The 15,296-nt window shown below is 32.3% G+C and carries 10 protein-coding genes and 1 tRNA gene; 9 read left to right on the top strand and 2 right to left on the bottom strand.

The genetic code is table 11. The annotated features are described in order from the left end of the window. Positions 1–7 precede the first annotated feature (7 nt). From BLW23_RS07655 to BLW23_RS07635, 5 genes are all read left to right on the top strand, one after another. On the top strand, positions 8–2,413 hold the full coding sequence (locus BLW23_RS07655; RefSeq protein WP_093668661.1) for a 3-hydroxyacyl-CoA dehydrogenase/enoyl-CoA hydratase family protein: 2,406 nt from the start codon (positions 8–10) through the stop codon (positions 2,411–2,413). A 75-nt stretch (positions 2,414–2,488) separates the two neighbouring features. After that, positions 2,489–3,679: an acetyl-CoA C-acyltransferase gene (locus BLW23_RS07650; RefSeq protein ID WP_093668660.1), complete on the top strand. Its 1,191-nt coding sequence runs from the start codon at positions 2,489–2,491 to the stop codon at positions 3,677–3,679. A 187-nt stretch (positions 3,680–3,866) separates the two neighbouring features. Further along, positions 3,867–5,675 carry an acyl-CoA dehydrogenase family protein gene (locus BLW23_RS07645; protein WP_093668659.1) on the top strand — a complete coding sequence of 603 codons (1,809 nt, stop codon included), beginning with the start codon at positions 3,867–3,869 and terminating at the stop codon, positions 5,673–5,675. 137 nt (positions 5,676–5,812) lie between these two features. Continuing rightward, a complete protein-coding gene (locus BLW23_RS07640; RefSeq protein WP_093668658.1) occupies positions 5,813–6,658 on the top strand; it encodes a rhomboid family intramembrane serine protease in 846 nt (281 codons plus the stop codon). Positions 6,659–6,663: 5 nt separating this feature from the next. Next, on the top strand, positions 6,664–7,113 hold the full coding sequence (locus BLW23_RS07635; protein ID WP_093668657.1) for a pyridoxamine 5'-phosphate oxidase family protein: 450 nt from the start codon (positions 6,664–6,666) through the stop codon (positions 7,111–7,113). A 12-nt stretch (positions 7,114–7,125) separates the two neighbouring features. Here the strand turns inward: BLW23_RS07635 and BLW23_RS07630 are convergent, their stop codons facing one another. Next, on the bottom strand, positions 7,126–7,578 hold the full coding sequence (locus BLW23_RS07630; protein ID WP_093668656.1) for an Lrp/AsnC family transcriptional regulator: 453 nt from the start codon (positions 7,576–7,578) through the stop codon (positions 7,126–7,128). Positions 7,579–7,742: 164 nt separating this feature from the next. Here BLW23_RS07630 and BLW23_RS07625 point away from each other — a divergent pair, with 164 nt between their 5' ends. Further along, positions 7,743–8,891 (top strand): histidine decarboxylase, encoded by a 1,149-nt coding sequence (locus BLW23_RS07625; protein WP_093668655.1) that lies wholly within the window; start codon positions 7,743–7,745, stop codon positions 8,889–8,891. Positions 8,892–9,001: 110 nt separating this feature from the next. Here the strand turns inward: BLW23_RS07625 and trxB are convergent, their stop codons facing one another. Further along, positions 9,002–9,940 (bottom strand): thioredoxin-disulfide reductase, encoded by a 939-nt coding sequence (trxB, locus tag BLW23_RS07620; RefSeq protein ID WP_093668654.1) that lies wholly within the window; start codon positions 9,938–9,940, stop codon positions 9,002–9,004. Between the two features lie 214 nt (positions 9,941–10,154). Here trxB and BLW23_RS07615 point away from each other — a divergent pair. The 3 genes from BLW23_RS07615 (at position 10,155) to BLW23_RS07605 (ending at position 14,828) form a co-directional block, all read left to right on the top strand. Beyond that, positions 10,155–10,229, top strand: a tRNA-Pro gene (locus BLW23_RS07615). A gap of 68 nt (positions 10,230–10,297) precedes the next feature. After that, a complete protein-coding gene (locus tag BLW23_RS07610) occupies positions 10,298–10,627 on the top strand; it encodes a nucleotidyl cyclase domain-containing protein (protein WP_093668653.1) in 330 nt (109 codons plus the stop codon). 217 nt (positions 10,628–10,844) lie between these two features. Next, complete coding sequence (locus tag BLW23_RS07605; protein ID WP_093668652.1) at positions 10,845–14,828, top strand: ATP-binding protein; 3,984 nt, start codon at positions 10,845–10,847, stop codon at positions 14,826–14,828. Positions 14,829–15,296 lie beyond the last annotated feature (468 nt).

Below are 15,296 nucleotides of genomic sequence, written 5' to 3'. Positions count from 1 at the left end.
AAACCAAATGACAAGAAGAATTAAGAAAGTTGCAATTATCGGTTCTGGAATCATGGGATCTGGAATTGCATGTCATTTTGCTAATATTGGCGTTGAAGTTTTATTACTTGATATTGTTCCAAGAGAACTTAACGACAAAGAAAAAGCAAAAGGATTAACTTTAGAAGACAAAGTAGTTCGAAATCGTTTAGTGAATGATGCTTTAACCGCTTCGTTAAAATCGAAACCATCTCCTATTTATAGTAAAAAGTTTGCGAGTCGAATCACAACAGGAAACTTAGAAGATGATCTGCATAAGATCAAAGATGTCGATTGGATTATGGAGGTTGTTGTTGAGCGATTAGACATTAAACAAAGTGTTTTCGAAAAAATTGAAAAATATCGTACTCCTGGTACCATTATTTCTTCGAATACATCAGGAATTCCGATTAAATTCATGAATGATGGAAGAAGTGAAGACTTCCGCGAGCATTTTGCAGTTACTCACTTTTTTAATCCTCCTAGATATTTAAAATTATTTGAAGTTGTACCTGGACCAGACTGTAAACCTGAAATCATTGATTTCTTAATGGATTACGGATCTAAGTTTTTAGGTAAAACTTCAGTATTAGCAAAAGACACCCCTGCCTTTATTGGTAACAGAATAGGAATCTTCGGGATTCAATCGTTATTCCATCAAGTAAAGGAATTAGGGTTAACTATTGAAGAAGTTGATAAACTGACTGGGCCAGTTATTGGTCGTCCAAAATCGGCTACTTTCCGCACTGTAGATGTAGTAGGATTAGATACATTAGTACATGTTGCTAACGGTATTTATGACAACTGCCCAGATGATGAGGCACATGAATTGTTTAAACTTCCTAGCTTCATTACCACAATGATGGAAAATAAATGGCTTGGTAGTAAAACAAAACAAGGTTTTTATAAAAAGTCGGTAAATGCCGAAGGTAAAAAAGAAATTTTATCTCTTGACCTTGATACGATGGAATATCGTACAAAGAAGAGAGCAAAATTTGCCACTTTAGAGTTAACCAAAACGATTGACAAGCCTATTGATCGCTTTAAAGTTTTAGTTGGAGGAAAAGACAAAGCAGGAGAATTCTATCGTAAGAATTTTGCAGCAATGTTTGCTTATGTTCAAAATAGAATTCCTGAAATTTCAGATGAATTGTATCGTATTGATGATGCTATGAAAGCTGGTTTTGGCTGGGAAAACGGGCCCTTTGAAATTTGGGACGCTGTCGGTTTAGAAAAAGGTATTGAGTTAATGAAAGCAGAAGGAAACGAGCCTGCTGCTTGGATATCGGAAATGGCAAGTAAGGGAGAAACTTCTTTCTATACAGTAAAAGAAGGTGCCACTTACTATTATGATGTAACACAAAAAGCACAAGTTAAAAAACCAGGACAAGATTCATTTATTATTCTTGATAACATTAGAAAAACTAAAGAAGTATTTAAAAACTCTGGTGTTGTTATTGAAGATTTAGGAGATGGGATTTTAAACTGTGAATTCCAATCTAAAATGAACACCATTGGAGGTGATGTTTTAGCTGGTTTGAATAAAGCTGTTGATTTAGCAGAAAAAGATTTCCAAGGACTTGTTATAGGTAACCAAGGGGCTAACTTCTCGGTTGGTGCAAATATTGGAATGATATTCATGATGGCCGTAGAGCAAGAATATGATGAATTAAATATGGCCATTAAGTACTTCCAAGATACTGTAATGCGCTTGCGTTACTCATCAATTCCAACGATTTCTGCTCCACACGGATATTCTTTCGGAGGGGCTTGTGAGCTATCAATGCATGTTGACAAAATTGTGGCTGCATCAGAAACCTATATGGGACTTGTTGAATTTGGTGTTGGAATTATCCCTGGAGGTGCAGGTTCGAAAGAAATGGCACTAAGAGCTTCAGATTTATTTCATAAAGGAGATGTTCAGTTAAATGTATTACAGGAATATTTTCTTACAGTAGCTATGGCAAAAGTTTCTACCTCAGCTTATGAAGCCTATGATTTAGGATTCTTAGAAAAAGGGAAAGATGTTGTTGTAGTGAATAAAGATCGTCAGATAGCCGAAGCTAAAAAACATGCTGTTTTAATGGCTGAAGCTGGTTATACGCAACCTACAAAAAGAAAAGATGTATTAGTACTTGGTAAACAAGCCTTAGGTACATTTATGGTTGGTACGGATGCGATGAAGGCTTCAAGATTTATATCCGAACACGACCAAAAAATAGCGAATAAACTAGCCTATGTTATGGCCGGAGGAGATTTGTCAGAACCAACAAAAGTTACTGAGCAATATTTATTAGACATTGAACGCGAAGCTGTTTTAAGTTTGACTACTGAGCGCAAAACATTAGAGCGCATTCAGCATATGTTAAAAACTGGTAAACCACTTCGCAACTAATAGTTGCGAGTGCTTAATTGTTATTTTTTAGTTATGAGTATTAAAACTTAAAACTAAGCACTAAAAACTAAATTTATGAAAACAGCATATATAGTAAAAGGATACAGAACCGCCGTAGGTAAATCTAAAAAAGGTGTGTTCAGATTTAAAAGAGCTGATGAATTGGCGGCCGAAACTATCAAATTTATGATGGGTAAATTACCTGAATTTGATGTTAAAAGAATCGACGATGTTATTGTAGGAAATGCAATGCCTGAAGGTTCTCAAGGTCTGAATATGGCTAGAATTATCTCATTAATAGGATTAGATTCTGTTGATGTACCTGGGGTAACAGTTAACCGTTTTTGTTCTTCAGGATTAGAAACTATCGGTATGGCAGTTGCGAAAATACAATCAGGAATGGCCGAATGTATTATCGCTGGTGGTACTGAAAGTATGAGTTCGGTTCCTATGACAGGGTTTAAACCAGAGTTAAACTATGATATTGTAAATGAAGGTCATGAGGACTACTATTGGGGAATGGGAAATACAGCAGAAGCTGTTGCCCAACAATTTAATATTTCTCGTGATGACCAAGATAAATTCGCATACGAATCACATACAAAGGCTCTTAAAGCACTAGATGAGAATCGTTTTCAAGATCAAATTGTTCCAATTAATATTGAAGAAACTTATATTGATAGTAAAGGAAAACGCGCTACACGTGACTATACTGTTACTAAAGACGAAGGGCCTCGTAGAGGCACAAGTGTAGAAGCTTTAGCTAGACTTCGCCCAGTTTTCGCTGCAAATGGTTCAGTAACCGCAGGTAACTCATCTCAAACTAGTGATGGAGCTGCTTTTGTAATGGTTATGAGTGAGGATATGGTTAAAGAATTAAACATTGAACCAGAAGCTCGTATGGTTAGTTATGCCGCTGCTGGTGTTCCTCCTAGAATTATGGGGATCGGTCCTGTTGCTGCTATTCCTAAAGCATTAAAGCAAGCTGGACTTAAACAAAGTGATATTGATTTAATTGAATTGAACGAAGCATTTGCTTCTCAATCATTAGCAGTAGTAAGAGAATTAGATTTAAATCCAGAAATTATCAATGTAAATGGAGGAGCTATTGCCTTAGGTCACCCATTAGGATGTACTGGAGGTAAACTCTCTGTTCAACTATTCGATGAAATGCGTAAGCGCGAAATGAGCGGTAAATATGGAATGGTAACTATGTGTGTCGGTACAGGGCAAGGTGCTGCGGGAATTTTTGAATTCTTAAAATAGTAATGGTAAATGAGTATTGAATTTCAATACAACAGTGAAAAAAATATATTAAAACATATTAGATGGAGATTAGTTCTTAGTTATTGAATGGCAAATTTAAAAGTTCGTTTTTATACCACTTATTATACAATATTTGTCCCGGAATGCTAAGCCTCAATATTACCTCTAACAAAAAGTCTAAATAATTATGTCAGAAGTGAAAACAGATATTTTACGAGGAGGACAGTTCCTAGTGAAAGAAACAAAATGTGAAGATGTGTTTACCCCAGAAGATTTTTCTGAGGAGCAAACAATGATGAAGGAAGCGGTTAAAGAATTTAATGACCGTGAGATTATTCCTCACAAAAATCGTTTTGAGGCGAAAGATTATGCTTTAACAGAAGAAACGATGCGTAAAGCAGGTGAATTAGGTTTTTTAGGTGTTGCTGTACCTGAGGCTTATGGCGGTTTGGGAATGGGCTTTGTTTCTACCATGCTAACATGTGATTATATTTCAAGTGGTACTGGTTCCTTTAGCACAGCTTTTGGAGCCCATACAGGGATTGGAACAATGCCAATCACTTTATACGGTACCGACGAGCAAAAGCAAAAATATGTTCCCGCTTTAGCTTCTGGTGAAAGATTTGGTGCTTACTGTTTAACTGAGCCAGGTGCTGGTTCTGATGCTAATTCGGGAAAAACTACTGCCGAATTAACTGAAGACGGTAAACATTATAAAATTAACGGTCAAAAAATGTGGATTTCAAACGCAGGATTTGCCGAAATCTTTATTGTATTTGCACGTATTGAAGATGATAAAAATATTACAGGATTTATTCTTGAGTTTGACAAAGACAATCCAAATGGTGTAACTCTTGGCGAAGAAGAGCATAAATTGGGTATTAGAGCTTCTTCTACACGTCAAGTATTTTTCAACGATACTTTAGTACCTGTTGAAAACATGCTTTCTGTTCGTGGTGGTGGATTTAAAATAGCCATGAATGCTTTAAATGTTGGACGTATTAAATTAGCAGCAGCCTGTTTAGATTCTCAACGAAGAATTACTACTGAAGCGGTTAAGTATGCTAATGAACGTAAACAATTTAAAACTCCTATCGCCGAATTTGGAGCAATTAAATCAAAGTTAGCAGAAATGGCTGCTAATGCTTATGTGGGAGAATCGGCATCTTATAGAGCTGCTAAAAATATTGAAGACAGAATCTCTATTCGTGAATCTGAAGGGAACACACATCAAGAAGCTGAATTAAAAGGTGTTGAAGAATACGCTATTGAATGTTCTATCTTGAAGGTTGCTGTATCAGAAGATGTACAAAACTGTGCTGATGAAGGTATTCAAATTTTTGGAGGAATGGGATTCTCGGAAGAAACTCCGATGGAAGCTGCATGGAGAGATGCCAGGATTGCGAGAATTTATGAAGGTACTAACGAAATTAACCGTATGCTTTCAGTAGGAATGTTGGTTAAGAAGGCAATGAAAGGTCATGTTGACTTACTAAACCCTGCTATGAAGGTAGCCGATGAACTAATGGGAATTCCTTCATTCGATACTCCTGATTATTCGGAACTTTTCTCAGAAGAAAAAGAAATCATTAGAAAACTTAAAAAAGTATTCTTAATGGTTGCCGGAGCTGCAATTCAAAAATTTGGTCCCGAATTGGAACAACATCAACAATTGTTGAATGCTGCGTCTAATATTTTAATTGAAATATATATGGCAGAATCAGGAATTTTAAGAACAGAGAAAAACGTTAATCGTTTTGGTGAAGATTCTCAAAAAGAACAAATTGCTATGGCTAAATTATATTTATACAATGCCGTAGAAATCATTAACAAAAATGCTAAAGAAGGTATTATTTCTTTTGCCGAAGGTGATGAACAACGAATGATGTTAATGGGATTAAAGCGTTTTACAAAGTATGCAAATTACCCTAACGTAATTGAGTTACGTAATGTTATTGCTGATAAACTTAAAGCAGAAAATAAATACTGCTTTTAAAAATATTAGTTCACTCGTGAGCTAACCATCTTCTTTAACTATTATAGGTTTTAGAATTTAGTTGTTTGTTTAAAAGATCGTTAAAATAAACTTTAACGGTCTTTTTATTTTTTATATTGCCTTTAAAATACATTTCTATGTCTCAGCCAGGTACCGTAGGTTTACTTATTATAATTGCTAATTGTTTATTTTCTTACAGCGGTTTTGAAAATTGGAATATTTTTCAACGATATAAATTCCAAGTAGGCAAAATAATAGTTAACAAGGAATATATCAGAATGCTATCCTCTGGTTTTTTACATGCAAACTGGACTCACCTTCTCTTTAATATGTTTAGCTTTTTTTCATTTGCAGCTATTCTTGAAAGAAGTTTAGGAGCCTTATACTTTTCTTTAATTTATTTCATCAGTCTTTTAGCTGGAAATTTATTTGCTCTTATTATTCATAAAAACCATCCTAATTATAGTGCTATCGGAGCTTCTGGCGCGGTAAGTGGAATAATTTTCGCCGCTATTGCTTTATTTCCAGATATACGAATTAGTTTGTTTTTTCTTCCTATTGGCATTCCTAGTTGGTTATTCGGTTTATTATATGTGGGTTACACATTATACGGAATCAAGTCGAATAACGATAACATTGGCCATGAAGCTCATTTAGGAGGAGCAATATTAGGAATGATAACCGCAATTGCCTTATACCCAAATGCCATCGTAGAAAATTTTGTTCCTATTGCGTTGACATTAATTCCTACTTTTGTTTTCTTACTGCTAATTTTCATAAAGCCAGGAGCATTATTTCCCGGTTCTTCCTTTTATAAAGAGATTAGAAAACAGACTATAGATGATCAATACAGTGAAAAAAAAGTAATGGATCACAAAGAGTTTGACGCACTTTTAGAAAAAATCAATAAAAAAGGAATCGATAAATTAAATGATCAAGAGAAAAAAAGGTTGGATGAACTTTCTAAAAATCAAAAAAAATAATAATCATGAAAATTCCAGAAGAAATCAAAGAATCAATGGATAAGAGCGTACTTTGCTGGCTTGCTACAGTTTCTTCCGAGGGAATGCCTAATGTTTCCCCAAAAGAAGTGTTTACCTACTTTAAAGATGAAATAATAATAGCGAACATTGCATCTCCTCAAACCGTGAAAAATATTCTTACAAACTCCTTAGTTTGTATCAGTTTTATTGATATACTCGTACAAAAGGGTTATAAAGTAAAAGGGCATGCTTCAATAATTAACAAAAAAAATGAATTATTTGAAGATAGGGAGCTAGAACTATTGAAAATTACAGAAGGTAAATTTCCTTTTAACTCTTTAACATCAATTACTATTAAAGAACATCATAAAATTATTGCTCCTAAATATATTCTATATCCAGATACCACAGAAGATGCACAAGTTAAAAGCGCTCGATCAACTTATGGATTCTAACTTACCCTATGATTACAATATATAACTTGTTGAATCCTTATGAGAATCCATAACAAAGGAACTATGAATTGTAGAAATTCCTTCGACAACAGATAGTTTCTCATTTATAAACTTCTGAAAATTATTCATATCATTCACCGATATTTTTAGTAAAAAATCAAAATTTCCAGAAACATGATGACACTCCATTACTTCAAGTAACTCAGTCATTTCATGCTTAAATTTATCTATTAAACTTTTTTGATGTTTAAATAATGTTATCTGACAGTAAGCAATAATGTGTTTACCGATTACTTGTCGGTCAACTAATGCTACATACTTCTTTATTACTCCATTTTTTTCTAATCTTTTTATTCTTTCATAAGTTGGAGTCACGGACAACCCTATTTTAGAAGCTATTTGTTTCGTATTCTGTTTCGCATTTCTCTGCAATTCATTTAATATTTCCTTATCAATTCTATCCATTATTAGAATATATTTCTAAAAACAAGTTATTACAGTGTCATAAAAAGATATATTATTTACACCACGTAACTCATAAAGATTAATTCTCTAAATATAACAATTAAAAAGTTTTTAATTCTATAAAAATGTAATTTCGCATCAAATATTAATCGTTTTAATAAAGAATGAATACAAATCCCTCCATAGCAAGTCGTTTAGATGATTTAGTCAGTAAAATTAGAGATGCACGAGATTCTTTTTTGGGATATCCTGTTTCTAAAGATTTTGACTATTCACCACTGTATGACTTCTTAAAGTACCCGATAAATAATTTAGGTGATCCATTTGAAAACAGTACTTACAAAGTACATACTCATGAAATTGAGCGTGAAGTTGTTGATTTTTTTGCGAAGCTCTTCAGAGCAAATCCAAAAGATTATTGGGGATATGTTACCAATGGAGGTTCCGAAAGTAACCTATATGGACTTTATATTGCTAGAGAGATGTATCCAAAAGCGATGGTATATTATTCAGAATCGACTCACTATAGCGTTAAGAAAAACATTCATTTGTTAAATATCCCGAGTATTGTTATAAGATCACAAGAAAATGGTGAAATTGACTATGTTGATTTAGAAGAAACATTAAAATTTAATAGACACAAACCTGCGATTATTCTGGCCACTCATGGTACAACTATGAAAGAAGCTAAAGATGATGTTTCTGAGATAAAGAAAATACTAAAAAAACTGGCAATACAAGATCACTATGTACATTGCGACGGTGCTCTTTCTGGAGCATTTGGAGCCTTTGCAGAGCCTCAAACTCCTTTCGATTTTGTTGATGGGGCGGATAGTATTTCTATTAGTGGACATAAATTTATTGGCTCTCCTATTCCTGCGGGTGTCATTATAACAAAACGTTCGTTAAGAGATAGAGTGTCAAAAGGAATTTCTTACATAGGTTCATTAGACACTACTATTACTGGCTCTAGAAATGGACATAGCCCTTTATTTTTGTGGTATGCCATTCAGAAACTTGGAGTTGAAGGATTACAAGCCAGATATAAACACAGTTTAGAAATAACTAAATATTGTAAAAAAGAATTACAAAAAACGGGAATTGAAGCTTGGAGTAACCCTGGTTCAATAACTGTTGTTTTTCCCAAAGTAACAGATCACTTAAAAAACAAATGGCAATTGGCTACTGAAGATGATGTAACGCACATTATTTGTATGCCGAATGTTACTAAGGATCAAATAGATTTGTTTGTTGATGACATGAAAAAAGACATGGGATCAACACCTTTAATAGAAGAATTGAGTTATTATTAATATTGAATTACGATTATTTTGGGGGAAATCGTTACGATAACAATTGTTACTGTAACAAAAAAGGAGGTTTTTACAGCCTCCTTTTTTTATATCAATAAATTTATTTTACTCTACTCTAGAGCACCAAGATAACGTTCAGCATCTAAAGCTGCCATACATCCTGTTCCCGCTGCCGTAACTGCCTGACGATATTCATTATCCTGAACATCACCAGCAGCAAATACACCTGGTAAATTTGTTTTTGTAGACTTTCCTTTGGTGATTAAATACCCAGTCTCATCCATATCTAAAGTACCTTTAAATAATTGTGTGTTTGGGGTATGACCAATTGCTATAAACACGCCAGTTACAGGAATATCAATTTTATCACCTGTCTGATTATTAACAGCTCTTACACCTTCAACAACATTATCTCCTAAAACTTCATCTATTTCTGTATTAAATAACACTTCTATATTTTCTGTTTTATTTACTCTGTGCTGCATTGCCTTAGAAGCTTTCATATAATCTTTTCTAACCAATACAGTAACCTTATTACAAATATTAGCTAAATACGTCGCTTCTTCAGCGGCTGTATCTCCTGCTCCAACTACAATAACATCCTGCCCTTTATAGAAAAATCCATCACAAGTAGCACAAGCAGAAACTCCTCCTCCTATTAAACGTTGCTCACTTTCTAACCCTAAATATTTGGCAGTGGCTCCTGTTGAAATAATTATAGTTTCGGCTTCTATTTCAGTAGATTCATCGACTGTAACTTTATGAACTCCTCCTTCTTTATTAGAAAGATCAACATTAGTTACTAAACCAAAACGAACATCGCTTCCAAAACGTTCTGCTTGGTTCTTTAAATCTTCCATCATAGCTGTCCCATCTGTACCATTTGGATATCCAGGAAAGTTATCAACTTCAGTCGTTGTTGTTAATTGCCCACCCATTTGTAAACCAGTATACATTACTGGTTTCATATCTGCTCTTGCCGCATAAATTGCTGCTGTATATCCTGCTGGCCCAGAACCTATTATTAAACATTTAATTTTTTCTGCCATTTCTTTGTAATATATTTAGTGACTACAAATGTAGTTTATTTTTACTTTTTTTCCTCTAAGGTTTATACATTTTGATTATTGGTCGATAATAAATAAAAATATTACATTTTGTGCTCGTGATTTGTTTTTTTTTATATATTTGCAATCCCAAATAATCGGGGTGATTACTACTCAATCATTTTTGAGTTAAGTTTCACTATTACTAATACACTTTCGGGGTGTAGCGTAGCCCGGTCATCGCGCCTCGTTTGGGACGAGGAGGTCGCAGGTTCGAATCCTGCCACCCCGACAAAACCTTGACTTTTTAGTCAAGGTTTTTTTATTAATATTGTAGGTAGTAACTTTCTAAAGATACTGTTGAATTCAAGTGCTGAAATATATCAGTACGTAGGTGATGAAGCTGTTTTAAGTTGGTTATATGAAAAAGGGCTAGTTAACAATAATTGCATAGGTATATTCTTTGCTTTTGAAACTCAGAGACAACAACGAAAAGATTATCATCAAAAGAAGTACAATACTTTTTCTGAATTCAAAGCGGGGTTACATGGAGGAAAACTTATGGTAACTGAAGTTGGTTCGGTAAAAAAAGAACTTGCATATCATAGTAATATTATTAATACCTCAGCCAGAATTCAAATAGAACGTAACACCTATAATACCACTCTTTTAATTTCTGAAAAACTCTAAATGACCTAAAGATAAATATTGAATCAAAGTTTCTTGGCAATGTTCTTCTTAAAGAAAAATTAAAAGAAGTAAAAATTCATTCTGAGGAATCTATGTAACACATTAACTGATAGTAAACTTAACAAAAGAAAACTAACAAACAGTTAATTTATTTCTTTACATTTGAGTATCAAAAGCCTCCTCCCTCCTTTATTAAGTGAACAACCAACCCTAAATCATGCCTATAAATAAATTAGTTTTATGGATCATTTTTTTTGTGAGTACTAGTTTATACTCTCAAAACAGTAATGACTTAAAAAAACTATGGAACTCATATAAACAAGAAGAAAATAAAAACCAAAAAGTAAAAAAGCTAAATCATTTAGCTAATGAATATTTAGGTTTTGATATTGACAGCGCTATTATCATTGCTGAAAAAAGTAAAAACATAAGCTCTTCTATACCGAACAATAATGAAACGGTTAATGCTAATTTAATTCTAAGTAAAGCCTATATAAGACTTGGTAAAATAATAAAAGCATTAAATATTGCTAATAATGCTATCGCATTAAGTGAATCTAGTAATAATATACAAGGTAAAATAAAATGTTTAACGCAAATAGCTGTGTGCTTTTACCGACAATATAATATAGATCAGGCAATAAAAACGATAGAAACAAGTAAAACACTAGCGGATTCGATTAATAATAATCTTTTAAAATACTCAGCAACACTTTATCATGCCCAATTTATAATAAAAAAGGATATTGAAAAAGCTGAAATACTTACCAATGAAGTTTATAAAAAAATTAAAGATACTAATAGTAGATATAAAGACCTAAAGCTGCATGCATTAAGAAATAAAGAATTAATTCTTTTAACTCAAGGAAAGTACAAATTATGTAAAGAGTTATGCATAAAAAACATAAAACTTCTAAAGGTTACAAACAATGTGTATCAGTATTTAAACTCTAAGTATCAATTAGGAGTGTGTAATCTATATATAGGTAATTATGAAGAAGGTGAAAATATTATTTTAACTACGGAAAAACTAGCCGCTCAATACAAATTTAGTTGGATTTCAGCAAAAAGTAAAAGTGATATTGGAATTATAAAATCTAGAAAAAATCTTTATCAAAAAGCTTTGATATATGAGCAGGAAGCTCTTCAACTTATAGATGATTTTGAGGATGCTTATTATTTAAAAGTTAAAATCTTAAATTATACAGGCTACATTTATAAATTAAAAGGTGAAAATAAGAATGCCATAGATTATTTCAGAAAAGCATTGATTGTAGCGGAAAAAACCCAAGATACTGATCGAACTAGAAGCATTCTTACAAGTCTCGCCGACATACACAGAATTAACAAAAATTACACTAAATCCTTAACCCTCTACGGTAAAATAGAGGAGATTAATAAAGCTTCTAACATTATTCTAGACAAAGCCTACACCAAACTTGACATCGGAACAGTTTATGAAGATCAAAAAGAGTATGAAAAAACGATACATACATACAAAATAGCCCTGTCCCTGATGAATAAGTCGAATGATAAATTTGGCAAAATCATTTCACACATTAAATTAGCTAACTGTTATTCAAAACTTCGTAAAAACAACTCCATTTTTGCTCAAGAAGCTCTCTATCATTATCAAGAAAGCATTCGATTAATAGGAAATTCTGGTAGCTCACATGTTTACTACTTAGAAAGTATTGTCGGAATAGGTAAACTACTCATAAACTCTGATAAACAAAAAGCAAAACAATACTTATTAGAAGCCATTGATTTAAATAAAAACTCTCCAAATAAGGTTTGCTTACTCTCCATTTTTAATTCTTTAGGAAAAATAGAATATGATAATAAAGATTACAAAAAAGCGCTCGAATATTACACAAAGGCACTTGAATTAAGGAATAATTCTTACAAAAAACATAGTGCAACACCATATTATATTGGACTTGCTAATACTTATGAAAAGTTAAATAGATTCGATTCAACTGAGGTTTATATAAACAAGGCCTTTATAACAACTGACATAGAAGAAAAAATAAGAGTTTTTAATAACGCAACGGATATTTTTAAAAACAGAGGAAACTATGAGAAAGCCCTTAAATACAGTGATAGCATTCCTATTTTAAAAGACCAATTTCATAAAGCTAATGATCAAGCTATTATTGACGGCATGTTACTAGAAATGAAATCATTGAAAGATCTTGAAATTGAACAAAAAAAGAATGAATTAAAAAATCAGCAACTCAAATCAAGAAATTATTTAATGATAGCGGCTTTTTCCTTAACTGTGGCGCTATTATTCGGTTTGTTTTATTTTAAAAACAACAATCGAAAAAACAAACTACTAGCAAAACAAGAACAAGATTACAGAGCTAAACAAGATCAATTGTTTGCCAACCTATCTCATGAATTCAGAACTCCTTTAACCATACTAAAAACATCTATCGAAAAAACGAAAAATGTACCAGATTCAAATCTTCTATTAAGAAACACTAATCATCTTATTGATCTCACAAATCAGATATTAGACATTTCTAAATTAACCGAAAAGAAGATTACTCTAAACAAAAAACAACTAGATATTATCAAGTTGACAAAACAGTTATTAGAACAAGTACAATCATTTGCCGAATCTAAAAACATAGAACTAAAATTAAATACTCCCTCTAAGGTCGTCATGGTTTCCTTAGATGAAAGTGTGTATAGAAAAATAGTGATTAACCTAGTGTTTAATGCCATTAAATTCACTCAGAATGGAGGTCTAATTGAGGTGTTTCTAGAGTTTAAAAATAATATTTGGAAGTTAATCGTAAGAGACAATGGTATTGGTATAGATGCAAAGGAAATCTCTCATTTATTTGAACGCTATTACAGAGCTCCTTTAAATGAAAATAAAGATTCAACAGGTGGTCTAGGTTTAGCCCTCACCAAACAATTGGTTGAATTACTAAAAGGTACTATTGAGGTTAAAAGCGAATTAAACAAAGGAAGTCAGTTTGACGTTAGCTTTCCTAATGACTCTATATTTACAACTTCGGAAAATAGCGAATATAAAAGTCATATAATAACACACATCAGTAATTCAACCAATAGTCTAATTCAAAAAAAAGGTACTGGAATACATTTTAAAAACGACCAGACTCAAAACGCTCCTACAGTTTTATTAATTGAGGATAATCCTGATTTAAACAAAATGGTTCAAGAAGAATTGATTAATCATTTTAAAACCATATCGGCCTTCAATGGAGAAGAAGCTCTAAAAACATTAGAGAAGCATAAACCTGATATTATCGTTACCGATATTATGATGCCTGTTATGAATGGAATTGAATTTATAGAAATTATAAAGAGTAATCCTGACTATAAAAGCATTCCTATTATCGCTATGAGTGCTCTGGAGGAGAGTTATGACAATATGAAGCTTTGGAAACTGGGTGTTGTAGATTTTGTGAACAAACCTTTTGATTTACACGTGTTATTATTCAAAATAAAGAACAACCTAACCACATTTAAGGAAACAACCGATCAATACAAAAATTTAAAGTCTTTAACTGCCAATTTAATTCATGATTTAAGAAGCCCTGTTGTTACCTTACAAATGATTGCAAATGATCTAATAGAAAATAAAGAAGAAAATGAAGACGTTGAAAAGTACTTAAACTACATCACGGAAAACTCAAACAATCTATTAGACTTAATTAATGGATTAACAGAAATCAATAGAACTCATAAGCGAAAATCTTATACAACTTTCAATATAAAAGATTCTTTCAATAATGTATTGTTTAACTTAAGTCATTTAATCGAAAAAACAAATGCTATTATAAATCATGAAATTCAGGATTTTGAAGTAACGATGGATAAAACTGATTTCTCCAGAATATTGCAAAATTTAATTGAAAATGCGTTAACCTATGTTAAAAATGACATTCCTCCTAAAATAGATATTACCATTCTTCCAAAGAAAAAAAATATTCTCTCAATTATCGTGAAGGATAATGGCAAAGGAATTCCTGAAAAAGATTTTGAAAATATATTCAAACAACTAAAAAGAGGAAAATCGTCAGCTGGAACTCAAGGCTCTGGATTAGGATTATATATCGTAAAAGAAATTATCAATAAATATCATGGTAATATTGAGGTGAATTCAAAAGTAAATGAACTTACAACCTTCTCACTAACCTTAAATTTAAAAAGCATTGTTTAATTTTCAGCAACTTCCATTTAAATGGGAATTACTTTTTTATATAGGCATAATTAGAAAATAACCACCACATGAAAAGAATACAAATCATCCTTTAATTTCAGAAAAACGAATCTATCTCTGAATACAAACTCACATTAACACTTTTCCACGTATTTTCGAAGATTAAATAATGTAGCCTAGAAGTTTATATTCTTATCCGTGTTTTCTAACAATACTAAGGCTCCATCAAAGCTTATTTATTCAACAGAAAAACCAGCGAGAACCAGTTTGGTTAGCTCGATAAAAAACCGTAGATTTAAATCTCTTTTTTAGTGTAATATTTTCGTAATGTTTATATGATTTCACTAATAAAGATATCTCTCCCTTTTTAACTAGTTCAATAATGGACTATCCTTGTTATTATCAATAGTTGTATTAAAATCTTATTTTTAACCGAACGGTAATGATTATGTGTAATTTATAATAAAC

This window comes from Tenacibaculum sp. MAR_2009_124 (assembly GCF_900105455.1).
Classification (GTDB): Bacteria; Bacteroidota; Bacteroidia; order Flavobacteriales; family Flavobacteriaceae; genus Polaribacter.
The sequence above is the reverse complement of the archived record's forward strand: the minus strand, read 5'-3'. Positions and strand labels throughout refer to the sequence as shown.

What these genes read in the sequence shown, in the direction of transcription:
- BLW23_RS07630 (WP_093668656.1), bottom strand. Translation starts at nt 7,578, where the DNA reads ATGGATAGAATTGATAAGGAAATATTAAATGAATTGCAGAGAAATGCG.
- BLW23_RS07645 (WP_093668659.1), top strand. Translation starts at nt 3,867, where the DNA reads ATGTCAGAAGTGAAAACAGATATTTTACGAGGAGGACAGTTCCTAGTG.
- BLW23_RS07625 (WP_093668655.1), top strand. Translation starts at nt 7,743, where the DNA reads ATGAATACAAATCCCTCCATAGCAAGTCGTTTAGATGATTTAGTCAGT.
- BLW23_RS07655 (WP_093668661.1), top strand. Translation starts at nt 8, where the DNA reads ATGACAAGAAGAATTAAGAAAGTTGCAATTATCGGTTCTGGAATCATG.
- BLW23_RS07640 (WP_093668658.1), top strand. Translation starts at nt 5,813, where the DNA reads ATGTCTCAGCCAGGTACCGTAGGTTTACTTATTATAATTGCTAATTGT.
- trxB (WP_093668654.1), bottom strand. Translation starts at nt 9,940, where the DNA reads ATGGCAGAAAAAATTAAATGTTTAATAATAGGTTCTGGGCCAGCAGGA.
- BLW23_RS07650 (WP_093668660.1), top strand. Translation starts at nt 2,489, where the DNA reads ATGAAAACAGCATATATAGTAAAAGGATACAGAACCGCCGTAGGTAAA.
- BLW23_RS07605 (WP_093668652.1), top strand. Translation starts at nt 10,845, where the DNA reads ATGCCTATAAATAAATTAGTTTTATGGATCATTTTTTTTGTGAGTACT.
- BLW23_RS07635 (WP_093668657.1), top strand. Translation starts at nt 6,664, where the DNA reads ATGAAAATTCCAGAAGAAATCAAAGAATCAATGGATAAGAGCGTACTT.